General features: G+C 47.7%; 23 protein-coding genes. 14 read left to right on the forward strand and 9 right to left on the reverse strand.

Translation table 11 applies throughout. The features are described from left to right. Positions 1-45 precede the first annotated feature (45 nt). A complete protein-coding gene (locus ACFQY8_RS05940; RefSeq protein WP_377938971.1) occupies positions 46-336 on the forward strand; it encodes a WXG100 family type VII secretion target in 291 nt (96 codons plus the stop codon). A gap of 120 nt (positions 337-456) precedes the next feature. Here the strand turns inward: ACFQY8_RS05940 and groL are convergent, their stop codons facing one another. Then, a complete protein-coding gene (gene groL / locus ACFQY8_RS05945; protein WP_377938972.1) occupies positions 457-2070 on the reverse strand; it encodes a chaperonin GroEL in 1614 nt (537 codons plus the stop codon). 235 nt (positions 2071-2305) lie between these two features. Next, positions 2306-3007, reverse strand: a complete 702-nt coding sequence (locus ACFQY8_RS05950) for a LytR C-terminal domain-containing protein (protein ID WP_377938973.1) — start codon at positions 3005-3007, stop codon at positions 2306-2308. A gap of 72 nt (positions 3008-3079) precedes the next feature. Between ACFQY8_RS05950 and ACFQY8_RS05955 the strand changes: the two genes are divergently transcribed. The 12 genes from ACFQY8_RS05955 (at position 3080) to ACFQY8_RS06010 (ending at position 15806) form a co-directional block, all read left to right on the forward strand. Then, on the forward strand, positions 3080-3769 hold the full coding sequence (locus ACFQY8_RS05955; RefSeq protein WP_377938974.1) for a uracil-DNA glycosylase: 690 nt from the start codon (positions 3080-3082) through the stop codon (positions 3767-3769). Between the two features lie 83 nt (positions 3770-3852). Beyond that, complete coding sequence (locus tag ACFQY8_RS05960) at positions 3853-4944, forward strand: AAA family ATPase (RefSeq protein WP_377938975.1); 1092 nt, start codon at positions 3853-3855, stop codon at positions 4942-4944. A gap of 71 nt (positions 4945-5015) precedes the next feature. Further along, positions 5016-5936: a DUF58 domain-containing protein gene (locus ACFQY8_RS05965; protein ID WP_377938976.1), complete on the forward strand. Its 921-nt coding sequence runs from the start codon at positions 5016-5018 to the stop codon at positions 5934-5936. Between the two features lie 8 nt (positions 5937-5944). Further along, positions 5945-6466 carry a hypothetical protein gene (locus tag ACFQY8_RS05970; RefSeq protein WP_377938977.1) on the forward strand — a complete coding sequence of 174 codons (522 nt, stop codon included), beginning with the start codon at positions 5945-5947 and terminating at the stop codon, positions 6464-6466. Further along, positions 6466-7572 carry a vWA domain-containing protein gene (locus ACFQY8_RS05975; protein WP_377938978.1) on the forward strand — a complete coding sequence of 369 codons (1107 nt, stop codon included), beginning with the start codon at positions 6466-6468 and terminating at the stop codon, positions 7570-7572. Before ACFQY8_RS05970 ends, ACFQY8_RS05975 begins: the two co-directional genes overlap by 1 nt. Further along, positions 7572-8606: a vWA domain-containing protein gene (locus ACFQY8_RS05980; RefSeq protein ID WP_377938979.1), complete on the forward strand. Its 1035-nt coding sequence runs from the start codon at positions 7572-7574 to the stop codon at positions 8604-8606. Before ACFQY8_RS05975 ends, ACFQY8_RS05980 begins: the two co-directional genes overlap by 1 nt. Further along, the gene (locus ACFQY8_RS05985; RefSeq protein WP_377938980.1) at positions 8570-9274 is read left to right on the forward strand and encodes a DUF6466 family protein; all 705 of its coding nucleotides are present in this window, start codon (positions 8570-8572) and stop codon (positions 9272-9274) included. Before ACFQY8_RS05980 ends, ACFQY8_RS05985 begins: the two co-directional genes overlap by 37 nt. Before the next feature lie 116 nt (positions 9275-9390). After that, complete coding sequence (locus ACFQY8_RS05990; protein ID WP_377938981.1) at positions 9391-9798, forward strand: hypothetical protein; 408 nt, start codon at positions 9391-9393, stop codon at positions 9796-9798. A 9-nt stretch (positions 9799-9807) separates the two neighbouring features. Beyond that, the gene (locus tag ACFQY8_RS05995) at positions 9808-11262 is read left to right on the forward strand and encodes a PGAP1-like alpha/beta domain-containing protein (protein WP_377938982.1); all 1455 of its coding nucleotides are present in this window, start codon (positions 9808-9810) and stop codon (positions 11260-11262) included. A gap of 37 nt (positions 11263-11299) precedes the next feature. Next, positions 11300-12730, forward strand: coding sequence for an adenylosuccinate lyase (purB, locus tag ACFQY8_RS06000; protein WP_377938983.1), 1431 nt, complete (start codon positions 11300-11302; stop codon positions 12728-12730). A 135-nt stretch (positions 12731-12865) separates the two neighbouring features. Beyond that, positions 12866-15265 (forward strand): lysylphosphatidylglycerol synthase transmembrane domain-containing protein, encoded by a 2400-nt coding sequence (locus ACFQY8_RS06005; RefSeq protein WP_377938984.1) that lies wholly within the window; start codon positions 12866-12868, stop codon positions 15263-15265. Between the two features lie 259 nt (positions 15266-15524). Continuing rightward, positions 15525-15806: an HU family DNA-binding protein gene (locus tag ACFQY8_RS06010; RefSeq protein ID WP_377938985.1), complete on the forward strand. Its 282-nt coding sequence runs from the start codon at positions 15525-15527 to the stop codon at positions 15804-15806. 127 nt (positions 15807-15933) lie between these two features. On the opposite strand, the gene ACFQY8_RS06015 is transcribed toward ACFQY8_RS06010, so the two are convergent. From ACFQY8_RS06015 to arc, 5 genes are all read right to left on the reverse strand, one after another. Further along, positions 15934-17466: a proteasome accessory factor PafA2 family protein gene (locus ACFQY8_RS06015; protein ID WP_377938986.1), complete on the reverse strand. Its 1533-nt coding sequence runs from the start codon at positions 17464-17466 to the stop codon at positions 15934-15936. A 6-nt stretch (positions 17467-17472) separates the two neighbouring features. Continuing rightward, a complete protein-coding gene (locus tag ACFQY8_RS06020; RefSeq protein ID WP_377938987.1) occupies positions 17473-17679 on the reverse strand; it encodes a ubiquitin-like protein Pup in 207 nt (68 codons plus the stop codon). Then, entirely contained in the window at positions 17679-18539 is an 861-nt protein-coding gene (locus ACFQY8_RS06025) for an inositol monophosphatase family protein (protein ID WP_377938988.1), read from the reverse strand. Before ACFQY8_RS06025 ends, ACFQY8_RS06020 begins: the two co-directional genes overlap by 1 nt. A gap of 27 nt (positions 18540-18566) precedes the next feature. After that, on the reverse strand, positions 18567-20225 hold the full coding sequence (dop, locus tag ACFQY8_RS06030) for a depupylase/deamidase Dop (protein ID WP_377938989.1): 1659 nt from the start codon (positions 20223-20225) through the stop codon (positions 18567-18569). 94 nt (positions 20226-20319) lie between these two features. Further along, complete coding sequence (gene arc / locus ACFQY8_RS06035) at positions 20320-21963, reverse strand: proteasome ATPase (RefSeq protein WP_377938990.1); 1644 nt, start codon at positions 21961-21963, stop codon at positions 20320-20322. Positions 21964-21996: 33 nt separating this feature from the next. Here arc and serB point away from each other — a divergent pair, with 33 nt between their 5' ends. Continuing rightward, positions 21997-22719 carry a phosphoserine phosphatase SerB gene (gene serB / locus ACFQY8_RS06040; protein ID WP_377938991.1) on the forward strand — a complete coding sequence of 241 codons (723 nt, stop codon included), beginning with the start codon at positions 21997-21999 and terminating at the stop codon, positions 22717-22719. Positions 22720-22768: 49 nt separating this feature from the next. Here serB and ACFQY8_RS06045 read toward each other — a convergent pair whose 3' ends face one another. Together ACFQY8_RS06045 and fmt are read right to left on the reverse strand one after the other, a co-directional pair. Beyond that, a complete protein-coding gene (locus ACFQY8_RS06045; protein ID WP_377938992.1) occupies positions 22769-24328 on the reverse strand; it encodes a transcription antitermination factor NusB in 1560 nt (519 codons plus the stop codon). Beyond that, positions 24321-25280, reverse strand: coding sequence for a methionyl-tRNA formyltransferase (gene fmt, locus ACFQY8_RS06050; protein ID WP_377938993.1), 960 nt, complete (start codon positions 25278-25280; stop codon positions 24321-24323). The genes ACFQY8_RS06045 and fmt overlap by 8 nt, the downstream gene beginning before the upstream one ends. Between the last annotated feature and the right edge of the window lie 48 nt (positions 25281-25328).

A 25328-nucleotide genomic window follows, 5' to 3' on the forward strand; every position in this document is an offset into this window, starting at 1 on the left:
GCTGAAAACTACGTTTTATACATATCTCAATCTAAGGAGTAGATTATGCCTCAGTATCACGTTGACTCAGAGCAAATTGCGGGTGCAAGTACAGCGATTAACGCTTCTGTCGAGCAGATTCGCTCAGCGGTAACAACCATGTACACGCAGTTGAGCGGCTTACAAGGCGCATGGCAAGGAAGCGCTGCTACCCAATTTACCTCTCTCATGGAGCAATGGCGTACTGCACAAACGACTATGGAGCAGTCATTACAGTCCATACAGCAGTCTCTAGCTGCTGCGTCTCAAGTCTATGCCGATGCCGAAACGCAGGCGAGCGGACTATTCGCGCGATAAATATGTCTGTATTTTAAATTTCCAGACACCATACAAAACAAATTCAAGGGAGGTACTGAACTTCTGCAGCTCAGTACCTCCCTTGAATTTTAAATAAAAACTATTTAAGGAAACTTCCTTTTAGTAGCCCATGTCTGGGTTTGCTGCTGGTGCTGGAGCAGGTTCTGGCTTATTTGCCACAACTGCCTCAGTAGTCAGGAATAGACCAGCAATAGAAGCTGCATTCTGGAGAGCAGAACGAGTAACCTTCACTGGGTCGGTAACGCCTGCTGCCATGAGATCTTCATACTCGCCTGTCGCAGCGTTAAGACCCCAGCCAGACTGCAGACCACGTACCTTGTCGATGACTACGTCACCAGACAAACCTGCGTTAGAAGCAATCTGCTTAATTGGAGCTTCTACAGCACGGAAGACAATGCTTGCACCAGTTGCTTCATCACCTTCAAGCTTTACAGATTCCTCAACCTGTGCAGCCGCCTGAATGAGTGCTACACCACCACCAGGTACGAGACCTTCTTCAATAGCTGCCTTTGCATTGCGAACTGCATCCTCGATACGATGCTTACGTTCCTTAGCTTCGACTTCAGTAGCTGCACCAACCTTAATAACTGCAACACCACCAGCGAGCTTTGCGAGACGCTCCTGGAGCTTTTCGCGGTCATAATCAGAATCAGTAGATTCGATTTCCTGACGAATCTGTGCTACGCGAGCTGCTACATCTTCTGTAGAACCTGCACCGGAGACGATAGTAGTTTCATCCTTCGAAACGATGACCTTTGCTGCATGACCGAGTACAGTCTCATCAATAGAGTCAAGCTTCAATCCGATTTCCTCAGATACAACCTGTGCACCAGTCAAAATTGCCATATCCTGAAGCATTGCCTTACGACGGTCACCGAAACCTGGAGCCTTAACAGCAACGGTGTTAAAAGTACCGCGAATCTTGTTAAGGACAAGAGTTGGAAGAGCTTCTCCATCAACATCTTCAGCAATGATGAGCAATGGCTTGCCCGACTTCATTACGAGTTCAGCAACGTGAACAATGTCCTGCTGAGAGGAAACCTTGCCAGAAGTGAGCAAGATATAAGGATCTTCGAGCACAGCAGTCTGATCGTCAGGATTGGTGACGAAGTAAGGAGAGATATAGCCCTTGTCAAAACGCATACCTTCGGTGAAGTCAAGGTCGAGACCAAACTTGTTGTTGTCCTCAACGGTAACAACGCCGTCCTGACCTACCTTGTCCAAAGCCTCAGCAATCTTCTCGCCTACCTCAGGATCAGCAGCGGAAATAGTCGCTGTAGCAGCAATCTGCTCCTTAGTTTCTACATCCTTAGCAGAGTCAAGCAAAGACTTAACAATTGCATCTGCAGCCTTTTCAATACCACGGCGAAGTGCGACTGGATTAGAGCCTGCAGTTACATTCTTCAAGCCCTCATGTACGAGAGACTGAGCGAGGACGGTAGCTGTCGTAGTACCATCACCTGCGACGTCATCGGTCTTCTTTGCAACTTCCTTGACCAGCTCAGCGCCAATACGAGCATATGGGTCTTCAAGGTCAATCTCCTTAGCAATGGAGACACCATCATTAGTGATAGTAGGTGCGCCGTAAGCCTTATCGAGAACTACGTTACGACCCTTAGGACCGAGAGTTACCTTAACGGTGTCCGCGAGCTGATCGAGTCCAGCAAGCATGCCCTGACGAGCTTCATCATCATATGCAATAATCTTTGCCATGATCATCCTTTCGAAACTATCGTTTACATCATATTCATCAAAACTTGAGCTTACCCAACTCAACTTTTGAACCTGAGATATAGATTAGCACTCCCCCATGGAGAGTGCTAATCGAATATGTGGCGTTTTGCCTTCAGCCTAAGTTTTCTCGGATTTTTCAAAATTCAGGAATAACTTAATTTAGAATCTATTACGCACATAGGGCGCATATCGGGCAATCGCTCGCTTTCTCGCATTACTTAGCAATTACAGCAATAGATCCTTGCGATAAAGCAGAGACTTTCTCTACTGCCGTGATTCCTAACGTCTTTGCCACATCTTGAGCAGTAGCAGCATCAGAGTCATTGACATACCACACTGTCGCGGACGCTGGCAACGAGCTATAATTCGAAGGATTCGTCGCCGTTACTGAGGTATACCCAGCATTCGCCAAAACAGTGCGTTTTTGCGCCGCAAAGCCTGAAGTACCATTGCCGTTGAAGACAACAATGTTGGTTGCCTTATTGATTTGTGAAGCTTGTGCGGTCTTCGTGTTATCTTCACTATTCTCTTTTTCCTTCGATTGCGAACTATCATGTTGGTCATTCGAACTATTCGCGCTATTCGAAGAGGTGGACGTCGAAGACTGCGTTTTCGAAGACTTACTTTGAGCAGACGAAGAAGCCAAAGAGTTTGACGAGGAATCACTCTTCTTCGTAGTCGTGCTACTTGTCGCAGAGCTAGCCACTTGCTTCGTCGATGACTTCACAGGAGAAGTGCCCAATGACCCTGAGACCCATCCCCAAAAAAGTAGCGCACAAGCAAGAGCGACGATAATGGCAACGACATACGGCAAGATTCGCGCTACAATCGTTTTTTTGCCGCGATGTGCCCCGCCATTTTGGCCCACGAAATTATCAAATTCATCTCGCGGATATCGTGCGTGTGACTGTGTCATCGTTTCTCCTTAACCATATCTTGTACTTATCTTACGAAAAGCTATGCACAGTATCCGTGTAAAATCAGCCGTATGACTACTCTTGACGACTTCATGCATCCAAGCTGGGTCACAGCGCTTGCGCCAGTTCGCGACGATATCGAAAATCTTTTTGCCTTCATCAGCGCGCAAAATGCACAGGGAATCTTGACATTGCCTGCACAATCACATATCTTGCGCGCCTTCACTTATCCCGTAAATTCCATTAAGGTTCTCATCGTTGGGCAAGACCCCTACCCGACTCCAGGTCATGCTGTAGGTTTGAGTTTCTCTGTAGCACCAGATGTACAGCCACTTCCTAAGAGTCTTATCAACATATTTACTGAGTTGGTCGATGATCTCGGTGTTCCTCAGCCGCATAACGGCGACCTCACGCCATGGGCAGATCAGGGAGTCATGCTTCTCAATCGAGCACTTACCGTTGACGCTGGAAGACCAAATTCTCATCAAGGCAAGGGGTGGGAAAAGGTCACGCAAACTGCTATTGAAGTGCTCAACGCGCGCACTGATGCCAATGGTGCGCCACTGCCACTCGTCGCGATTCTATGGGGAGCAAATGCTCGTAGTCTCAAGCCACTCCTGACACATGCTGCAATTATTGAGTCATCTCATCCCAGCCCGCTATCAGCACATCGCGGTTTTTTCGGTTCTAAACCATTTTCTCGCGCAAATGAAGCACTTATCGCCCAAGGTGCGCAGCCCATTGACTGGCAGTTACCTTAAAATTGTGCATAAATACTGTGCAGATAGCTATGCACAGAGCGCAATAAGATGCACGATAGAGCCAAATCTTTTAAGGTTACATTATGTCTATTTTTGAAAATACACCTGAAACTCACGAAACCTCCGTACCTCACGTACCTTCACTTGCAACTTCTCAAACGCCGCCTCAAGCCCCATCTTCATCTACTACACCAGAGAATCCACAACGTGCAATGCAACTCGCACAGCGTATGCGGGATCACTTTGCGCAAGGGCTAGTCGGACAGGAAGATTTGCGAGAATCTTTGATTCTTACGCTCATCGCTGGTGGGCACATTCTCATCGAATCTGTACCAGGCCTTGCAAAAACCACCGCTGCTCGTTTACTCGCATCAGGAGTTTCTGGCACTTTCAAGCGTATCCAATGCACGCCTGACTTAATGCCAGCTGATTTAGTAGGCACACAGGTCTTTGACTTCGCCACTCAAAAAATGGTGACACAGATTGGCCCTGTTCATGCCAATATCGTTCTTCTCGACGAGATTAACCGCTCATCAGCAAAGACGCAGTCTGCCATGCTTGAAGCGATGGCAGAAGGAGCAACCACTATAGGCGGTGAGCGCATGCCACTACCTCAGCCGTTTATGGTCATTGCTACTCAGAACCCGATTGAAGAGGAAGGCACCTATAACCTTCCTGAAGCTCAAATGGATCGTTTTATGATGAAGGCTGTCATGACATATCCTACTGCTGAGCAAGAAGTAGCTATGCTCTCCATGCTGGGGACAAGAGAAAGTGACACAGTTGCATACGACAATGGCACAGTACAACCGCTTTCTTTGTCTGATATCACATATTTACGCCGAGCAGCTCGCACTGTCCATATCTCTGATGAGGTGAAAAAGTATGTGGTTGACCTCGTCGCCACTTCTCGCGCAGCAGGAAACCACCCTATTAAAGGACTATCTTCTCTTGTCCGCCTCGGAGCTTCACCGCGCGCATCTATCAGCCTGATTCGTGTCGCACAAGCTCAAGCACTCATTTCCGGCCGTGATTACGTCATCCCTGAAGATGTCAAATCACATGTACACGACGTTTTGCGCCACCGTATACTCATGACTTTTGAAGCATTAGCAGATAACATTACTGCTGACCAGGTCATTGATACTCTTATCGACACCGTCCCAGTACCTTAAGTCTATCCAGTATACAGATTTGTCATAAGGTCTTAGCGGTTTTAAGAATTTCAAGATAGAGGCATTTTCGCGTGAAAACAAATACTTCAGATCCTATTCGTCGCAAAATTGAAGCGTTAGGTCCACGCTTGAGCTTACCTCTCGTCAGCAAAGCCATGGGCATTATCGAAGGTGAGCACCCCAGCCATCGTCGCGGCTCAGGCTATGAGTTTTTAGATTTACGTCCCTACATTATCGGAGATGAAGCTCGTAGCATCGACTGGAAGGCAAGCGCTCGCGCGGGTCAGCCCATCGTGGCTTCTCAAGAACATTCGTCGACAAGTAATGTCTGGATGTTTATCGACTCTGGTATCGAGATGACCGGCACGACCATATCGGGCGAATCACAGCTGGATGTCTCTTTAAATGCTTTACGTATGTTTGCCATGCTATCTCTCAAACGCGGCGACAATATGAATTTCATCGTAGGTAATGAGAAAACTATCACTCGCATTCCTCTCACCGGCGGGTATCTCGAATGTGACAGTCTCCTCGACGATATCGCTCAACAGAATTTAACTCACCGCCGAGATTGGAACGCTCTGCTTGACTATGCATTGCATATACGCGACCGATACTGCCTTTTGGTGCTGGCGACAAGCGAAGAGGCTTGGGATAAGGATGCTTTAGACAAGCTTTCCGTCCTTGCACAGACTCATCCTATTGTCGTTGTGAGTGTCGCTGTACTTAATCCTTTTGACACGAACACCGATTTTTCTGTGATAACAGATGGTACAAGCGGTAGGAAATTACCAGCGTTTATGCGCAATGACACCGTCAGCACAGAAGTACATACTACGCGCCAACTCGCTGTCGACCAGCTCAACCATCGTCTTAACGTTAAAGGCGCTACGCTCTTCCACGCTACATCTAGCGAGTCCATGTTTACCACTTTTATCCGCAGAATTTCCATCGCCCAGATTCATACACGCTACGGTTTGTATTCGAAGTAGGCACATTTATGAACGTAATTTATCTTGCTCGTACCTTCACGCAGGTTCCCTCGCCGTCAATCGATGGCAAGCAATTCATTATATGGCTCATCATTGCTGCTGTACTTGCGATAGTTTTTATCATCGCAACTATTATCGCATTTCTACCTCATAGTGTTTCTGCCTCTGCCAGCGTAAAACGCATCCATCAATCTGCACACGCCTATAAGCAGCGTATCCAAAAGGTTGAGGACGACTATGCAGCTCATGAGTTCACTAAGCAACAGGCATACCACGAGCTGGCACGTATCGCTCGTGATTATGCTTCCGACAAGCTTGACACAGACATGTCCACGCAAACTCTTGCTGATCTTGATACAGTGCACCCTCATGGTGATGTACGTGGTATCACTCTACTTAAGCAGACTATAGAGGGACTTTATCCTCCACAATTTGCTTATGAAGCGACACACTCTCGTTCCACAAATGTCACTGTCGCCGAAGCATGCGGTTGGATACGCGCTTTGATAGACAAGTGGGAGGAGCAGTAATGTCAGTATTTGGTTTCTTCCCCACTCGCCTCATATGGCCATTCGCGCTCGGCGTTATATGTGTATGCGCACTTATAGTTATTGCTGCTGCAATTCTTGTGCTGCGTTACATCTCAGCACAGCAACGTAAGCAACGTCGGAGCAAAGGCATCCATAAAGCTGGTAACGAAGCAGTTTCTTTCTCTCTTGAAACTGACCTACGTAATGAGACCGCTCAGCGATACGCACGCACATATAAGCGTTTTTCCGTCGCCGCCATTATAAGTTTGGTTGTGGCAGCAATCGCAGGTGCAGTACTTGTCGCACGTCCCGCTGTCGTTAATAAGCAAAATGCTCAGAGTAGCTCGCGTGACATCATGCTATGCCTTGACGTCTCTGGGTCTGCACTCGCTTATGACCGTCAAATTATCGGAGCGTATTCATCTCTCGTCAATAGCTTGCATGGGGAGCGCATAGGACTGAATATCTTTAACTCCACTTCCAAAACAGTTTTCCCGCTGACGGACGACTACTCTGTTGTGACAAATCAACTTAATTATGCTTACACTTTGCTCAGCCGAGTACAAAGTCAAAAGGCAATTGACGCTATGAGCGATAAACAATATCAGGAAATCAATGATTGGCTTAGCGGCACACAAAACATTGAAAATTCCACATCTCTCATCGGAGATGGCTTAGCATCCTGCATTGCTTCCCTGCCTCAATACTCAAGCACAGCATCTCGGAAGGCGCACGATGCAACCATTGTTTTAGCGACGGATAATGTTCCCTCAGGAAAACAGACTTTCACACTTTCACAGGCGCTCGATATAGCTCATACCTCTCACATTAATGTTGATGCTCTTTATGTAGGCACAGATCAAACGAGTAAATCACAGGCTGCGCAAGATATGAAAACTACTATCGAAAAGCATGGTGGATCTTACGTGGATTTAAATTCCAACGACACTGTTCAAGATATTGTGCGCGACATCAGCACGACGAAATCAGGAGCTGAGGACCATGATGACACCAGTGACCTTATAGATGCTCCAGCTCTTGTAGCTCTTATTGTGGCCATTGCATATATGCTATTCATCCTTGTCGCAGGAAGGATTCGTCGATAATGCTTATAGCGTTCTCTCCTATTTTTGGATGGGTTTGCAGTCTCATTCTTATAGCTCTCATCCTTCTGACTGCTGTATGGATGACAGTAAATTACGCACGGCACAAGACACGCACAGACACTACTGTATGGTCACTTTCACGTCGCTTGGTTTTGGCTGTTCTTCTCGTGGCTATCATCCTTGCACCGAGTACCCATCGTACGGTGACGACACGAGCTATTAGTACTACAGATGTCTTCATCGCTGTCGATGTTACTGGATCTATGGGAGTGTCAGACGCTCAGTATGGTGCTACTCGAACTATTTCACGTATAAAAGCCGCTCAAAAAGCTATAACGGACATCACGAAACAGTACCCAGATGCAAGTTTTTCGGCTATAAATTTTGGATCCACTTCTGCAGTAACGGTGCCACTTACGCCGGACGCACAGGCTGTCACGAGTTGGGCAAGTACTCTAAAGACGGAGCCGACAAACGCATCGGCGGGGTCAAGCTTGGATAAGCCACTCAATACATTGACGACGGCGATGAATGCCACGATGACGTCTCATCCACAGGACACCATCGTGTTGTATTACATTTCTGATGGAGAACAGACATCAGGAGAATCTGTCAAATCTTTCTCTGTCCTTCGCAAATACGTCAAAAAGTCATATGTCATAGGACTTGGCTCAGAAGACGGCGGAAAGATACCTTATACGACTGCTGGAATTTCTTCTTCGAGCACCTCATCTCCCACTCAATGGGTCCAAGATCCAGACACTCATAGCGATGGAATTTCACGTCTTTCCCCCGAGAACCTCAAAAAGATTGCAGATCAACTCTCTGGCACATATATTCAGCCAAGTGGTAGCACGACTATAGCGAATACCGTGCAAGACTCTCAATCGTCGTCATACCGTTTGACTTCTACCACCCGAAATTCCCGTCGTGTAGTTCCCCTTATTTGGCCGTTTGCTCTCCTCTTCACTATCGTTGCGGTATGGGAGATTATCGCATGGATAGCTACTTCACGAAAGTTGCTCTCATTATGAATCATGATATGAACGATATGAATCAAGCAAGCAATCTTACTCGTCATCTTGCCACAGCTGATTTAGCAGGAAAGGCGCATAACTTAGCTGAACCCGCCTCTCAGTCTCAGTCTAAGTCACAGACACGTGGCAGTTTAGCTCTGCGCATTACGACCGTCATATGTACAGTTCTCGCCATCATTGCGACCGTTTTATGCGGCGTAAACCTCCTACTGTCTGGACTCTATAATCAAGCAACTGAAGATCTCAATACGTCACTCGCTCAGTACGCTCAAGACAATCCCGATTTGACTATGATCGCAGCACATCAAGTAGTCACCGATGAACAGTTTATGACAGCTTCTGCAATCGCACAGGTAGCATTCCCTCAGCTACGCTCTTCGGTACTTCACAATCAGTTGGTGTCTCGAGCTCTCACAAAGCAAGTTAATGACGACCTCAAAAAGTCCTCAACCGACGATGCAAGCCAGTCATCTGATGCACAAGACACATCTTCAACTTACCAGCAAGACTCATCGTCAGCGCAATCTTCAAAGACAGATAAAACAGATACTAAGCAGGACAGTGATACTGCTGAACGTATGAAAACGGTGACGGATAACAACACTCGTAACCAACGAGCGTATACCCCTCAAGCTCCACAAACTACGACCAAAAAACCGTGGTAGGCTACCTGCAAATCATCTGTAATCATGCTCTACGTGTAAGCAACACAGTTATCCACATCGGTTCACATTATTTTTCGTCTGCATCGCAACGGTGATGTTCAGTACATACTGTGAGTATGACTGCTTTACCATGTTTACCTCATCTCAGCGGGACGAGTACACCGGCTGATTCCTCTCATTTCTTTCCAGGAATGTGTATGTGTGAGTATCACTGTATAGCTGCATACAGTGAGATTTCATCAGTTCTTCATGTTTCAGAGAGTACAGCAACATCAGCTATCCAAACTCTCGAATCAGCACTATCCGTCTCCTGGCAAGGACAGGCTGCACAATTTTACAAGGACGGTATGCGTGAGCTTATAGCACAATTAACCTGCGAGCGCGATAGCATACGTACGGATATATCTCTTGCTCGCACTCAGCTCAGCGAGCAGTCTTGCCAGCTTCGTTCGGCAGCGCAAAATTCTTCCGCCTTTTCACTTGCTCCCTCCAACACTTTGCACGTGCCATTTGGCTTACGATGAGGTAATACTATGTCTCAATCCACCTACACCTATGCGACAATTTCATCGCAACATTCCACATACCTTGACGACCCCGAAGCACTCGCCACAGCTGCTCATTGCATGTCGCGCACAGCAGACACCTTACTGAATCAAGCGCATGCTTTATCTGTGTGTCAGACTTCTTGTCATCAGCATGCCCAAGCTTTACACGTATGTGCTACACATTCCACGTCGTGCGCCGCCGCCTCTTCTGTTACACAGATGAGCAATTCTGTAGGTGCACACGCGACGTCCCTCACTCATTTTTCTCAAACTATGCGCGAAAGTGCTGACAAGCTTACGCGTTGTCTCAATCTCTACTCCTCAGCAGAAGAGTCAACGGTTCGTTTCCTGAATTCTTCGCTTGGATGGTTTACGCAGTCTGCACCACTGAAAACTGCATTCGGTATAGCAGCTCTAGGAGTGATGAGTGAGATTTTCTCGCCAAAAGCAAGCACAGTAGATGTTCTCACCGCCACCGATAAATTCCAAGAAGCATATATGAACGGTTTAGGAAATAAGATATCGCACGGCCATGGAGTCCCTGGGAGCGCAGAAATTCTTGCACGACCAGCAGCCGTACTTTCTGACATCCTTCAAGGAAATACAGTGACATGTACACCAGTCACACCAAAACGACGTCTTCCTGCAGCTCACGGTATAGAGTCCAGCTTAACTAATCTTCAGGCAGTCGGCGAAGGACAACTAGGAAACTCATACGGAACAATAGCGATTCAACGCTATACGAACGCTTCTGGAGAGCACTCATGGGTCGTTACTATTCCGGGGACGGATGGTAAGCGTGATTCACCTTTCGGTTGGGCGCAAAATGTCACCCTTATGGCAGGGAAAGAACAAACCCGGCGTCTTTCCGACAGCCAGATAGCTGTTTTGACTGCTATGCGTCAAGCTGGTATCCAACCTGGCGAGAAGGTGGCTCTTGTAGGGCATTCTCAAGGAGGAATTGTCGCCGCATCACTTGCTTCGGATAGTTCTGTTCCCTACACAATTTCACACGTCGTCACTGCAGGATCTCCTATAGCAAATCATCAGATAGATACCAGCAAAACGTGGGTGACAAGTGTCGAGACGAATAAGGAGCTTGTCTCTCATCTCGATGGAGCGTCAAATCCTCACAAGCGCAATTGGCTTACGGTGAGTGGAAACATCACTGATAATCCCACACCTGCGTCTACAGCTACATCTTCATCTACTGCTGTGTCTGGCGGAGCTTCAAGTACTAACTCACCTACGCCTGTCCCTCATGCGTCGCAGAAACATGAGCTCACTCATTCTATGAACTATCATGTCGCTACATACCGCGACGCTGAAAAACTTCATAGCGATGATCTTGCACAGCATGAACGACATTTCGCGCAAATTACTGACGGTATCATGGATCAAAACATGTATTTCGAATGCCGAATATCTCACGGAAAATAGCACCTTAGTCTCTAAGCCATAGCGTAATCTTGAAAGTATGAATTTGACTGAAATTACACCTCATATCGCTCTCAGTCCACTGGATGGCCGTTATCGTAATGCCACTTCGCCGCTCGTAGAATATCTGAGTGAGCCAGCACTCAATCGTGCTCGTATTCATGTAGAAGTGGAATGGATGATTGAGCTGACTACCACTTTTAGTGGGGCTTCAGTCATTCCTGGAGTACGTTCCTTCACTAATGCAGAGATAGCCTATCTTCGTTCTATTGAAACTGACTTTGACGCTCATTCCATCGCAGAATTAGCAGATATCGAAGCCGTCACTCATCACGACGTTAAAGCAATCGAGTACTACATCGACCGTCGCCTTGAAAAGGCTACTGAAGTTTTAGGAGAAGATACTGAACTTCCACGCTTGAAACCGCTCGTTCACTTTGCATGTACGAGCGAGGATATCAATAACCTTTCTTATGCGCTATGTGTCAAGGCTGCTGTAGAAAATGCATGGCTTCCAGCTGCTCGTAAGCTTATAGACCAGCTTAGCACTTTTGCTCACACATACCGTAACCTCTCTCTGCTCTCTCTCACTCATGGACAGCCTGCTACTCCTACCACTTTAGGAAAAGAAATGGCAGTGTGGATGTACCGCTTAAATCGTCAAATTCGTCATGTCCAAGCGCAGGAATACCTGGGGAAAATCAACGGTGCTACTGGTACTTTTGGCGCTCACATGGCAGCACTTCCACACGTTGACTGGGTAGCACTCTCCGAGCACTTTGTCTCGCAAAGTCTTGGGTTGACATGGAATCCACTCACCACGCAGATAGAAAATCACGACTGGCAAGCAGAGCTCTACTCTACCGTCAGCCACTTTAACCGCATAGCACACAATCTAGCTCAAGATATCTGGATGTACATTTCCCGAGGAGTCTTTGCGCAGGTTCCCGTTAAAGGCGCAACGGGATCTTCTACTATGCCTCATAAGGTCAACCCTATCCGCTTCGAAAATGCCGAGGCAAATCTTGAACTCTCATGCGCACTCTTTGACTCATTGAGTGCAACTCTTGTCGAATCCCGCTGGCAGCGTGACTTGACTGATTCGACGACTCAACGCAACATTGGTTCCGCATTTGGGTACGCTCTGCTTGCTCTCTACAATCTCAGCGGCGGCTTGGATGCCATTCACCCGAACGAAGCAAAGATTTCTGAAGAGCTAGACAATAACTGGGAAGTCTTAGGCGAACCTATTCAGACTGCTATGCGTGCTCAAGCCCTCAAGGGCCTCGACGGTATGGACAACCCTTATGAGCGCGTGAAGGAGCTTATGCGAGGTCACGCTATCTCTCAGAAAGACGTCGAAAAGTTTATCAATACTCTCAACTTCGATGAGGAGACTTCACAACGACTGAAAACCATGACTCCACAAACATACACTGGCGTGGCACAGAAACTAGTTGATTTCGCTTAAGCTCTCTAGCGTTCCTTCATTGTTTACGTACTACCGTATATAGAGGAAAACCACATACCACGCATGTAAAGTAGCCGAGGACATATTCCTCGGCTATAGTCATATAAAGGCTATAGTCATATAAAGTAGTAAGTGATGGATGTACAAGTAACTGATGTGCAGCCCAAACGCGCACATGATATTTCGGATATAACAAACGCTGTTGTCGCGTTGCTCGCGGCTATAGCGGTCGTACTTATTTCTCTGTACCTTCACGGTTTAACTCGTGGCGTTGAGCAAGATGCGCATACTGTGGGAGATGTCGTCAATGACTGGCTTTTCGCCGTACCGCTCTCCTTCCTTCAGCAAGCTACGATGATTGTCATTACAATAGCCGTTGTAGCTCAGCTCCTTGCGAAACGTGAATGGCTTCAAACTACCATCTCTATCGCCGCATTTATCCTCGGCATGGTCGGAGCCATCGCTGTCTCTCAAATGATTACGGCAATTCATTATCGCCCTCTCATCGAGTCCATCAAATCGGCGAGCAACGTTCAATTCCTTCTTCCTGAACTTTTCGCAGGTATTACAGCATTCCTGACATGCGCAGGTCCGCGCCGCATGAGCAAAACCGTCGCTTGGTGCTGGAATGGCATGCTATGCGTAGCAGCTATTTTGGTCATGCTTTCAGCAAATTCTCTCGTCGGCATGCTTACATCTATCCTTTTAGGTCGTTGTATCGGTCTTGTTATCCGCTATGGAGCGGGAGCTCCAAACGTTGGTGTATGGGGATATGACATCGTTGAAACAGCACGTAGTGTAGGGCTTAACCCTCAGTCTTTAGCATTTATCGGCAATAGCCATGCCCGACTTTCATCCTATAGCATTGATGATGATGTGACCTTCAACTCGCGTCGATACGCACTCACCACTACTGACGGGACCCACTACACCGTATCCATCGCCGACTCCCAAAGCCATAGTGTTAGTTACCTACGTCAACTGTGGCAATGGATCCTTTTGACTGATTTACCTCTACGTCGTGACCGCTCCGTAGAAGATATCACGCATCATCACATGCTTATGCTTCTCGCAGTTCGCAATGCCGGCATTGATGCCATTAAACCTTATGCAGTAGCCGAGCGTAATGAGTCTTCACTGCTCTTCCTGGAAGAAAATACCACGCTTTCTCATGCGGAGCTCAGCGAGATTACTGCTCACGATGTTGCTAGCATCTGTGAATATCTCAGTCGCGCACACGCACGCGGAATTACTCATCGCCACATTTCCGCTAATTCCCTCGCCCGCACTCGCGACGGACACCTTATCATCGCCGGTTGGGAAAATGGAGACACATCGTCAAGCGCAACAAATATTGCGGTCGACCGTATCCAACTTCTCACTCTCCTTTCTATGAAGCTGGGGATTGAGGAGACTATCACACAAGCTCGCCAAGTATGGAGTGACGACACCCTGAGCAAGCTCGCGCCATTTATTCAAAAAGTCGTCATTCCTTCATCTGTGCGCGATTTGCCTCAATGGAATCGAAGCTTTATCAACGATTTGCGCTCTGCACTCGCGGCACTTGCTCAGGATGACGAAGCTGACAACGTTGAGGTTGTGCAGCTATCTCGCTTTAACCTGCGTACTTTCATTTCTTCCCTCCTTGTCGTCGTTGCCTTAGTTGTCATTTTGACTCAGCTCAATTTGCACAGCGTCATTACGAGCGTAGAAACTGCTAATCCATGGTTTGCAGCTCTCAGTCTTGTAGCAGGTTGTGCATCATGGATTGGTTCTGCCCTTACTCTCGGCTCATACACCGACAAGGACAAGCGTTACATTCCAGGTATCTTTGTCTCTCAAATCGCGCAAAGTTTTGCAGCTGTCAGTATGCCCGCTGGAGTGGGACCAGCTTTTGTCAATCTTAGGTTCCTGCGCAAAAGTGGTCACAAAAGTACAGCCGCCACAGCAGCTATGAGCGCCGTCGTTGCTGTTCAGTTCGCCACTACCTTTGTCGTCATGGTACTGCTCGGACTTTTTACCGGCAATAATGGTCTTACCAAAATGCTGCCTACAGGTACCCTAGCTATCGTTATAGCCGTTCTCGTGCTTATCATCACACTCAGTATGATTATCCCCCCTATACGTAAGCTCATTCTGACAAAGCTACTTCCTGTCGTCAAGAATTATGCTCGTCAGCTTGCTCTGTTGCTTACCCAGCCGGGTCGTTTAACTATTGCTGCTGCGGGATCGGTGTTTCAAAATCTCATGCTAGGATTGAGCTTCTGGGCAGCTCTCCATGCCTTCGGCTCCTCGGCAGGATATATTGAAACAACATTCATCTTCCTTGTAGCAAATACATTAGGATCTGCCGCCCCTACTCCTGGTGGCTTAGGAGGTGTAGAAACTACACTTACCGTTGCTTTTACCGGAGTAGGCATTCCATCAGCAGTAGCGCTCTCTGCAACCTTGCTCTTTAGAGTTATGACATACTGGCTGAGAATTCCTATGGGTGCACTCGCAATGCACTGGATGGGTAAGAAAAATCTCATTTAGTATTATTTTGCGTTATGTCATGCTATACTTTCCCTAAAATTCTTCTTATATCCTTTGCGAAGCCCTTTATTTAAGCCACAAACAGCACTTTTCGATGTACCAAGCCAATTAAATTGAATTATTTTCATATAAATATGAAGATTTTTCGACTTTTTGGCGGTATTGCACGGCTAAGAGCACGTTTTGCGAGTAATATCATTACTGTTCCATACATGGTCCTCAACAAAGAGGTCCGTTTCACAAAGAAGGATGTTGCATCATGGCATACAACAAGTCTGATCTCGTAGCAAAGATTGCTCAGAAGACCAACCTCACCAAGGTACAGGCAGAGGCAGCTGTAAACGCATTCCAGGAAGTACTCGAAGAGTCCCTCCAGTCCGGCGAAGGTCTTCGTCTTACTGGCGTATTCTCCGCAACTCGTGTACAGCGTGCAGCTCGCACTGGTCGTAACCCACGTACTGGTGAAACCATTAACATCCCTGCAGGCTATGGCGTAAAGCTCTCCGCAGGTTCTTTGTTGAAGAAGGCTGCACAGAACTAGTTCAGTTCTTCATACACATACTTTCAGGTTTCTCGTTGGCGACATACCACGGGAAACCTTTTTATTTCCTTCCCTACACAAAATCTCGCACAATAGAGTACAACTATCGAATTATGCCCTCATACCTCTAAATTAGAGGTAGCATAGGCTCATTTACAATCCTTTGATTTTTGCTTAGCACTGCCATCACATCACGAAATTCTCGTGACTGCTCGTATACAAACGGATTAAGTAGATGAGCACTACAATGACGTGAATTACGGTCAGTCACCGTTACACTTGTCCAATCTACAGACCACTCATATGGACTTTCTTGAGCCGCCTGAATGAATTGTGCTCTAAGTGCTGCACGTGTGTCTTGTGGAGCGTTACTCTGAGCACAAGAAATATCATCGTGCGTATACAACGGCATAATTCGGCCACTTCTGTGCAATGCATCCACGACTCCTCTATGCGCAATATCATGATAGGCTAAATCAACTTGTGCCATACGCGAAGCAGAAACTCCATTCGCCTTAAACTGCGTCAATAGCTCATGCTTTGCCGCCCAGTCTACCCACGACGATAGTGCGTGAACGCTACCCGAACTAATATCATTAAGCGTCGTTTCCCATACTTTTAGACACTCTTGCGCATCGTCATATATATCGCGCGCAAGATCGCGCCCGTGGAATAGAAGGAATTTTTCAGCGACAGTTCTATAGAATTTTTGAATATCGACAGCAGTTAGAGTATTTCCGTTGGTAAGTGAGAGGAAAAAGTTACATTCGCAATCTCGACTAACATGTTTCATATCCTCGCCCGCATGTGCCAGAGTAGGCCACTGATGGCCAACTTCTTTTTCATAGTCGTGACAACCACGGGAAGCACATTCAAGGGCGCAAAGCACAAGATGCGCCGTCATCATCTTCATCCACGTTGCTCGCTGAGATATATTCGAATCTCCTACGATGACGTGCAGTCGCCTATATATTCGGGCATCAGCATGAGCTTCATCGCGCGTATTAATCATCGGACGCGAGCGCGTGGTCGCTGATGAAATAGTGTCATCGAGAAAGTCACTCCGCTGAGAAATTTGGAACTGTCCATTGCGTATCGTACCTGCTCCAGCAAAAATTTGACGAGTGGCAAGAAATGGGATAAAGGCCCGATTGAGGAAGGACAGACTCACACTTCTGCGAAGTAAATAGTTTTCATGACAGCCAAAAGAGTGTCCTCGTGAGTCAGAATTATTCTTGTACACATGCACATTGAGCGCGTTGTCACGAAGTTCGTCTCTTAAAGACGATTGCGCAGCAAGCGCAAGCTCACGCATAGTGCGCTCTCCCGCCACGTCGAGAAGCACTGCATCGCGAACTGTACGCGCCTCTGCAGTCGCATATTCAGGATGAGAGCCTACATCGAGGTAGAGTCGAGAACCATTTGCCGTATATGTGTTTGACGAATGTGACGTTTTCATCACAGGCTCAAACATACGTGCTGCGACGTGTGCTGCATCTGTGAGCCCACCACTGTGCTCTGATATCTGTGCGCTATCATGTGAAATGCCTGTAACGCTGACACCATATTCAGTCTCTATGCCAAAGATGCGCTCAAAGGACGTATCGCTTTCCTGCGCTGGTAACGGCTGGGAATTACTACTATCACGAAGCTGTGGCACTTAAGCTCACTGACCACCTTTTTGTACAAAACTATTAACGTAATCTTCAGCATTCTCTTCGAGAGTTGCCTCGATATCATCTAAAATAGCATCAAGATTGTCAGCGGCATCATGCATCTGAGTATCCAGCTGAACCGTGCGAACAGCGTGCGTTCCCTCAGCATGTTGCTGTGAGTTGCTGTGAGTCTGGTGAGTATGAAGCTCTTGTGGCATTACTTGCCTTCCATATTTTCTATGAGATACGGACGAAGCTCTTCGATGATGAGCCCATTCGATGCTACAACGTCATTCGTATGATACCAACTTATTGCGGACCCGTCCCACTGGCGCAGTCGCCCTTGGGCTTCCCACACGACCACCGTTGCCGCAGATACAGCCGGAATATCCCATGAATGTAACGACGGCTCAAAGTAGGCATCATATGTGCCGTCGGCAACTTTACATAAATCCAAGGATGCCGGGCCCACACGCTTGATATCCGATGGCAGGCCTGCAAGTGCGGACACAGTATTCAGCGCGCGCATAGATTCACGTGAAAAGTAGCTCATGCCGAAACTAATAACTGAGTTTTTGAGCGTTGACGTCATCGTCGGCATGATTGCTTCACGTTTGTCTCCCAACGGCGAACGGCGGATGCGAATAGCACCATATCCTTTTGCCGCTACATAAGATACGTTTAATGCTGGAGCGTGGACGACCCCCATGATAGGAGTAGCTTCTCCGTCGTCATCTATCTCAAAAATGGACACTGTCACGGTCCACTCTGGCATATTACGCATGTAGTTAATAGACCCATCAATATGCCCTATACACCAGTACCGTTCCCTCGGCTTACGGTCGGATCCTACCTCTTCCCAGAAACCATCCAACGGGTCTATATTTATAACTTTTTCGCGAATAAAACGTACGACATTCCCATCAACGTCCGAGGAGTATTTCTTCTTGTCAAGTTCTTCAGCACCGCCACTACCCTGTACTCGCAAAACATGTGGAGTAAGCTGGTCTTGAACGGCATGCTGTCCAGCCTCAGCAGCAACTTTTGCTACCTGCATAGCAATTTGTTGCAAATCCATAAGTCCTCCTTGATTTTGCCGCAACTTCTATTTCTGTAACGAAAGAATACGCGACACTACCTCCTCTATTGTATGCGTCTGCATGAACGAAGACTCAAGCGCGCATGCGGAGTAACTTCGCGGGTCATACATTTCGATAATGAGCGGATTACAATGCGAAAAGTCATCGTGCGAGCCTTCTCGCTGTGATAAGCCGTCCTCGTTTTCTTCGCTCTTCTGATTCGTATCTGCCGTTATCTTTGAGCGCGATAATGCTATCCTATCCCACGACGCTGCGAGAACGTAATCAGGGTAATTCTTGAGCAATTGCCCTCTCACATACGCGCGCGTAGATTCTGGTGGGTTGTGCGTAGCAGCGGCAATTTCTGAAGAAGTGACGATATGCTGTGTGCGATGAGACACTTTATCGAAAAGCGACGAACTATCCAGCTGTGCCCATGAAATATCCATTGCCTTCAGCACTGCATCATTCCACGTCATGCCTTTACGACGTCGCATCTTTTCCATGATCTGCCACTTGGCAAACCATTCTATGCGACTAGCAGGCTGAGTAAGTTCTAGCCTTTCGTCATCAGATGCCTGAGATATCTGAGCCGCGTCTTTCAAAACATCCGTCCACATCATGACAGTATCCTTCGTGTCTTGATCTGGCCACAGAGGATTGCCATGAATATCTGTATCGTAAATTTCAGCAGCTACAGCATACACCCATGAACGTAGGCGAAGTTGAAGCTGAAAAGCGGTAAGTTTTTCACCGTTTTCCAATTCAAAACTCTGATGCAGACTTGTATCATGTGAGACGGCATGGAGCGCAGAAACTGGGTCAAGGATGCTGCAGGATTGAACGACATCATCCACATTCAGACCACGCTCTATGCTTGTTTCTAATGCCCAAAAAATTAAGCTTGTCGTACCAAACTTCAAAAACTGAGGGACATCCATGCGGTTGGCATCGCCGACGATGACATGAAAACGACGGTATGCGTCTGTAGAATGAGGCTCATCACGAGTGTTGACGATAGGACGGTCGAAAGTCGTTTGTAGCCCAACTTTCATCGTGAAGAAATCAGCACGCTGACTGAGCTGGAAGCCAGGAATCTCACTTGTGACACCGATACCTACGCGACCTGTTCCTGTGTAAATTTGACGCGATACTGCATGCGCAGTAAATATCGTACTGAGGATATCAAAGGGGACTCCACGCCTGATTTGATAATTCTCATGACTTCCCCAACTCGCACCCTTACCGTCAGTATTATTGCGATATAAAGTTATGGGACGACCCTGTGAAGAAACAGTCTGTGCGTACTCACGCATCTCAGCATCCCCAGCACGGTCAAAAGTAATCACTTCACGCGGTGACATCACTTCAGGCGACGAATACTCAGGATGTGCATGGTCCACATAGACTCGCCCGCCATTGACATGAGGGACGTTCGTGACCTGGAGCTGCGGGATATCTGTGAGAAGATCCGAGCGCACATGAGCACGTTCAGTATGGAAGCCGCGCGCGTCATGCGTAGGACTTTCATGACCGTAATCCCATCGGATATGAGCCGTGCCCGGATTAAGTTTGCGAGCGGCAGCGATGACGTCATACGACAGTTGCGCGTGATTTTCCCACTGTCCACCTCGACTCGCGATACCATACTCAGTTTCGCTACCCATCACGCGGCGAACTGTCATGCTTTCTCTCCTTTATTCCTTATGACGAACTGACCCGCACGCTGAGCTTACATATATGAGCGCATTGCCTTTTCATCATCACTTTTGTCGCATATCACAATGTTTTCTTAGTATCCTCCAGAGGATGCATCGTCACAGATAAGACATGTGTCGCGCCAAAATCTATTACTAGCGGCCAGCTTGGCAGCGGTAATTGCGCACACATGGCATATATATCGTCGAATTCTGCACGCACGGCATCAGTGAGAAGCTGCTCATTAAGAAGAGCTATCGACACATTACCAGAATCTAGCAATCTATGCCCATCTCCATTCTTCAGGGATTTCTTAACTGCCATCATCTTCGCACGATCTACAATACTTTTGAGTCTCGCACCAGAAATCATGTCGCTCATACACAGAGTTTTCTCGCCACGTTGTGTATGAACGGTGGCAATAACTTTTCTCGGATCAAAAATTACATCCACAATCGTATCGATAAGCTGATGCACATTGCCCTGTGCGATATGGTCATTCATATATCGTTGCAGGATTGCCACTGCTTGAGTTTTTGTCGGCGCCCCAATGGAAATCTTGATATCTAAACGTCCAGGGCGTAGAACTGCCGGATCAATCATGTCGAGACGATTTGAAGCGCCGATAACGACGACGTTCTTCAAATCTTCCATACCATCTAACTCTGCTAAGAACTGCGGAACAATAGTCGTCTCCATGTCTGAAGACACACCTGTACCACGAGTACGCAACAGGGAATCCATCTCGTCAATGAAGATAACGACAGGTTTATCTTCGGAAGCAATCTGACGTGCACGCGCAAAAGCCATACGAATCATACGCTCTGCCTCGCCGACATACTTGCTTAAAACTTCCGGTCCGCGTACTGATAAGAACGCCCCCGACACCACTCCAGTATCCTTTCTACTGTCCTTCGCATCGCTTGAATTAGAACGGGATGCATTGTTTAGGGTACGAGATGCAGAGCGTGAGTCATGGGAGACAAGCGAGTGAGCAATTGCTTTCGCCAACATAGTCTTTCCATTGCCCGGAGGACCGTAAAGTACTATGCCTTTTGCCGCATGCAGTCCATAAAACTCATACAAATCACGATGGAGGAAAGGTAGCTCAATCGTGTCTCGGATCTGCTCAATCTGCTCATCTAATCCTCCGATATCATCGAAACTTATATCAGGGTATTCTTCTATAACGAGTTCTTGAGCTTTGTGAGATTCTAAAACATCAAGTGCGAAAAGACCATCGTCATCGACAAGTACTGCATCGTCCACCTCAATATCATGATTGACTGCGCGGTGAGCTGGGCGAACTATCGTCTGATTTCCACTGGCATCGGTTATGAGGATACGTTGTCCCTGAAGAATCTGTTTTACTGTAGCGACATGTCCCGTCGAGGGGTAATCACCTGTGCGCACAACGCGCATCTGTTCGTCGAGGAGCACATTCTGACCTGCACGTAACGTGTTGACGTTGACATGTGGCGATACAGTCACAATCATATGACGATGGTTCATAACCACTTTAACGCTAACATGATGAAACCCATCGACCACTCGGTCAGAATCAATACGTAGAAAAATAGCGCGTGTCAATGGCGGATTTGCTAAAGAAGACATTGTATGCTGAGCTTCACGCAGTTGCTCCGTAGCTTTCTTGAGCGCTTGAGCTAATGCATGATTACGCGCGCGTAAGCGGTCCAACTGCTGAATATCATCGCTGTCAGTCATGTCTCCTCCTATACGTTCTAAGGCTACCGCAGTATGAAACGGCATGCTAACGCATCTCATGTGTGGCGTTACTATCGATGTATGAAGCGTCTTATCGTTATGGACATCGATTCCACACTTATCGAAGAAGAAGTTATTGACGAGCTTGGAGCGGCATGCGGACACAAAGATGCCATTGCAGAAATTACTCGCGCTGCGATGAACGGAGAAATTGATTTTAGTCAAGCTCTTCGTCAGCGAGTGAGCCTTCTTCGAGGACTTGATACCTCCATTTACGACAGGGTATATCAGCGTTTACACGTCACCTATGGCGCTCAGGAACTCATCACTACTGCGCATGCGCGCGGTTGGAAGGTGGGAGTTGTTTCAGGCGGATTTTATGAAATCGCTGACAAACTCGTCGCGGACCTTAAAATCGATTATTGCCTAGCACATACGCTGGGAGTACAGACTGATGGAACTCTTGACGGCACCGTCACATCACCAATCGTCACAAAAGATACAAAGCTATCTGCTCTCCGCACGTGGGCTGAGCGCGAAGGAATTCCCCTCAGCGCAACTGTAGCCATCGGCGACGGCGCAAATGATATCCCGATGATTCAAGCGGCAGGGATTGGCATCGCATTTTGCGCAAAACCTGTAACTCGTCAAGCAGCACCCTACCATATCGACGAGCGAAATCTTAGCTCTGTTCTTGACATCATAAGCCACGTGTATGAGGCAAACGAATCCCTCAGAGGTACACGCAACGTGTAGTAGATGTCGATAGCTGCCCTTGCGGCACTCTTTTCGCTTGTCCCTTTTATTATTTCTTTCGCAGTATAGAAATAAACATTTGATCCGTATCATGGATGTGCTCAAAAAGTTGCATATCACGCGGAGCTTTATGAGCGTTTTCCTGCGGAACAGGGATGCCTGTATTTAAGCCATGAAGGACATTTGGTACATCCACGCGCTGTACATCTGCATGTAAAGCAAGAACTGAATCTACAATTTCACGGGTCTCTGCGAGTGCTGGAGAGCATGTCACATATGCCACAACACCCCCAGACTTCAACGCGTTGATAGCACTATCGAGGAGTCCTCGTTGTATATCAACGAGCTCTTCAATATCTTCCCTGCTTTTGCGCCATCGCGCTTCTGGACGCCGACGAAGCGCTCCGAGGCCTGAGCATGGAGCATCAACAAGAATACGGTCGAATGTCTCCGGTTTCATAGTGCCAAACTCGCGACCGTCAAGACCTGTGATCTCACCGAGAGTAGTGCTATCGATAGCACGCAGATTGTCTTCTACCAGATGACACCGATGCTCATGCGGCTCATTTGCATTGAGCTGCGCACCACGTTGCTGTGCGATGGCGGCTAAAAGTGCCGTCTTTCCCCCTGGTCCAGCGCACATGTCGAGCCACTGCTCACGGTAAGTATGCTGCGTCGTATAGCTTTCAAGATTTTTGTCAGTTTCTATCGGTGCATTTGCGAGCGCGAGCGCAGCAAGTTGACTTCCTTCGTCTTCTATTCCGACAGTTCCAGACTGCACCTCCGAAATTGTTTCAGGGTTTACGCCGGTTACTCGCAAAGTGTATGGTGAAAGTTTTCCACGATGGTAGCGAGCTCCTATCGCATCTAGTTCTTTTTCAACGTCCTCAACAGATGCCAGAGACGGTCTCACGCACAATGTCACAGCGGGTGCACTATTATCCGCTGCGAGCATCGCGCTCACAGACTCAATGTCGATGTCGTTACCATGTATAGCGTTACTAGAGTAGCCTGCAGCATTCCACGCTTCTGAAAGTTCTCGAACTATCCATTTTGGATGTGAATATCGCACAGCTAATCGTTGTATTTTTACATCTTCAGCGGCTGTGTGAGGCGACTTTTGGATGCGCGAGGTGACGTTAACCTCCCATTGGCGACGGTCGTATGCCACGATTTTGTGCATGAGGGCATTGACAAATCCGGTAGTCTGCTTACCTACGCGCTTTCGTGCTACGATGACAGTTTCGTTGACAGCCGCATATTCAGCCACGTTCATGAAAAGCCATTGATATGCTCCCAGCCGTAAGACATTGACAAGTTTAGTATTGATGGTTTTGGCGGGCTTCTTATGTGCCGCTTCGATAACGGCATCAAGAAACATGCGCCATCGTAGCGTACCGTATACAGCATCGGTGATGAAACTTTTATCTGCGGTAGGAAGTTTGTACGCACGTAATACTTGCGGAAGAAGTAAATTTGCGTAACCGTCAGTGTCATCTACACGTTCGAGCACATCATATGCGAGCGTTCGGGCAGAGGGCGCGTTAAGCTCGCGTATTCGCTGCCGTCTCGCATTTTCCTCACGACGATGTTTACGCTCCTTACTCACAGTGCGCTCCTTCGACGAGTCTAGCGCCACGCGCCCAATCTGCTGCTAGCATTTGCTTCTTCCCCTGCGCTTTAACCTGCTTGATTTCTAACGGATATGTAGACGTTCCCAGCCATACATGTTTCTTCGTCACCTTGAGCTGCCCCGGAGCAGGCTTGTCCGTTCCAAAATCGGTCGTTTCATCGATGACGGCTTCAAGGATGTTTAATTTTAACGGTTCCTCATCACCATTATGCAACATCGTCCACGCGCCGGGCTGCGGAGTGCATGCACGGATTTGCCTATCAAGCGCAAAAGCAGGAACGTCTAAGCGAAGACGCGCATCGTCAGGGTGAATCTTTGCTGCATGCTCGAAGGCACCTTCCGTCTGAGGCTGCGGGATGATAGCACCGTCGATCAGTCCTTGAAGTGCTGACCGTAAAAGTAAAGCACCATCGAGAGAAAGTCTGTCGAGAAGTTGTCCTGAAGTCTCATGCGTACCGATCTTAGTGGTGGACTGCGCCACGATAGGACCATCGTCCAACCCCGGTCCTATGCGAAATACGGTCGCACCGGTTATGTCATCACCTGCCCAGATAGCCCGCTGCACCGGAGCCGCACCACGCCACTGCGGCAAAAGTGAGAAGTGAAGGTTGTACCACCCACCAGGAATAGCATCTAAAGCCTCCTGACGAAGAAGATTGCCATACGCAACGACAGCAGCCATTTCCGGTTTAAATTCATCCAGCGAAGCAAAAAACTCTTCCGTACGCGGATTGGCTTCAATGACAGGTAGCCCTAGCTCATGAGCCGCTTCCTTTACCGGACTTGGCATGAGCCTACGCCCACGACCCTGGGGCGCATCCGGACGTGTCAATACTGCTACTACCTCGATATCGCCACCCGCCTCAACAAGTGCTCTCAATGGTGCAACAGCAACATCAGGTGTACCGGCAAAAAGAATTCGTGTCATAGCTGCTCCTTAAATCTCTTCACTTGTATAGTAGAGCCTTGTTTATAT

It is taken from the genome of Alloscardovia venturai, from assembly GCF_042676605.1.
In the GTDB taxonomy this organism is placed as follows: domain Bacteria; phylum Actinomycetota; class Actinomycetes; order Actinomycetales; family Bifidobacteriaceae; genus Alloscardovia; species Alloscardovia venturai.

Bases quoted from the DNA above. Each gene is read 5' to 3' on its own strand.
- ACFQY8_RS05995 (WP_377938982.1), top strand. From the start codon at position 9,808: ATGTCTCAATCCACCTACACCTATGCGACAATTTCATCGCAACATTCC.
- serB (WP_377938991.1), top strand. From the start codon at position 21,997: ATGAAACGGCATGCTAACGCATCTCATGTGTGGCGTTACTATCGATGT.
- dop (WP_377938989.1), bottom strand. From the start codon at position 20,225: ATGACAGTTCGCCGCGTGATGGGTAGCGAAACTGAGTATGGTATCGCG.
- ACFQY8_RS05960 (WP_377938975.1), top strand. From the start codon at position 3,853: ATGTCTATTTTTGAAAATACACCTGAAACTCACGAAACCTCCGTACCT.
- ACFQY8_RS05955 (WP_377938974.1), top strand. From the start codon at position 3,080: ATGACTACTCTTGACGACTTCATGCATCCAAGCTGGGTCACAGCGCTT.
- ACFQY8_RS06010 (WP_377938985.1), top strand. From the start codon at position 15,525: ATGGCATACAACAAGTCTGATCTCGTAGCAAAGATTGCTCAGAAGACC.
- ACFQY8_RS05975 (WP_377938978.1), top strand. From the start codon at position 6,466: ATGTCAGTATTTGGTTTCTTCCCCACTCGCCTCATATGGCCATTCGCG.
- ACFQY8_RS05940 (WP_377938971.1), top strand. From the start codon at position 46: ATGCCTCAGTATCACGTTGACTCAGAGCAAATTGCGGGTGCAAGTACA.
- ACFQY8_RS05970 (WP_377938977.1), top strand. From the start codon at position 5,945: ATGAACGTAATTTATCTTGCTCGTACCTTCACGCAGGTTCCCTCGCCG.
- ACFQY8_RS05950 (WP_377938973.1), bottom strand. From the start codon at position 3,007: ATGACACAGTCACACGCACGATATCCGCGAGATGAATTTGATAATTTC.
- ACFQY8_RS06025 (WP_377938988.1), bottom strand. From the start codon at position 18,539: ATGGATTTGCAACAAATTGCTATGCAGGTAGCAAAAGTTGCTGCTGAG.
- ACFQY8_RS05985 (WP_377938980.1), top strand. From the start codon at position 8,570: ATGGATAGCTACTTCACGAAAGTTGCTCTCATTATGAATCATGATATG.
- groL (WP_377938972.1), bottom strand. From the start codon at position 2,070: ATGGCAAAGATTATTGCATATGATGATGAAGCTCGTCAGGGCATGCTT.
- fmt (WP_377938993.1), bottom strand. From the start codon at position 25,280: ATGACACGAATTCTTTTTGCCGGTACACCTGATGTTGCTGTTGCACCA.
- ACFQY8_RS06005 (WP_377938984.1), top strand. From the start codon at position 12,866: ATGGATGTACAAGTAACTGATGTGCAGCCCAAACGCGCACATGATATT.
- purB (WP_377938983.1), top strand. From the start codon at position 11,300: ATGAATTTGACTGAAATTACACCTCATATCGCTCTCAGTCCACTGGAT.
- arc (WP_377938990.1), bottom strand. From the start codon at position 21,963: ATGACTGACAGCGATGATATTCAGCAGTTGGACCGCTTACGCGCGCGT.
- ACFQY8_RS06020 (WP_377938987.1), bottom strand. From the start codon at position 17,679: ATGCCACAAGAGCTTCATACTCACCAGACTCACAGCAACTCACAGCAA.
- ACFQY8_RS05980 (WP_377938979.1), top strand. From the start codon at position 7,572: ATGCTTATAGCGTTCTCTCCTATTTTTGGATGGGTTTGCAGTCTCATT.
- ACFQY8_RS05990 (WP_377938981.1), top strand. From the start codon at position 9,391: ATGACTGCTTTACCATGTTTACCTCATCTCAGCGGGACGAGTACACCG.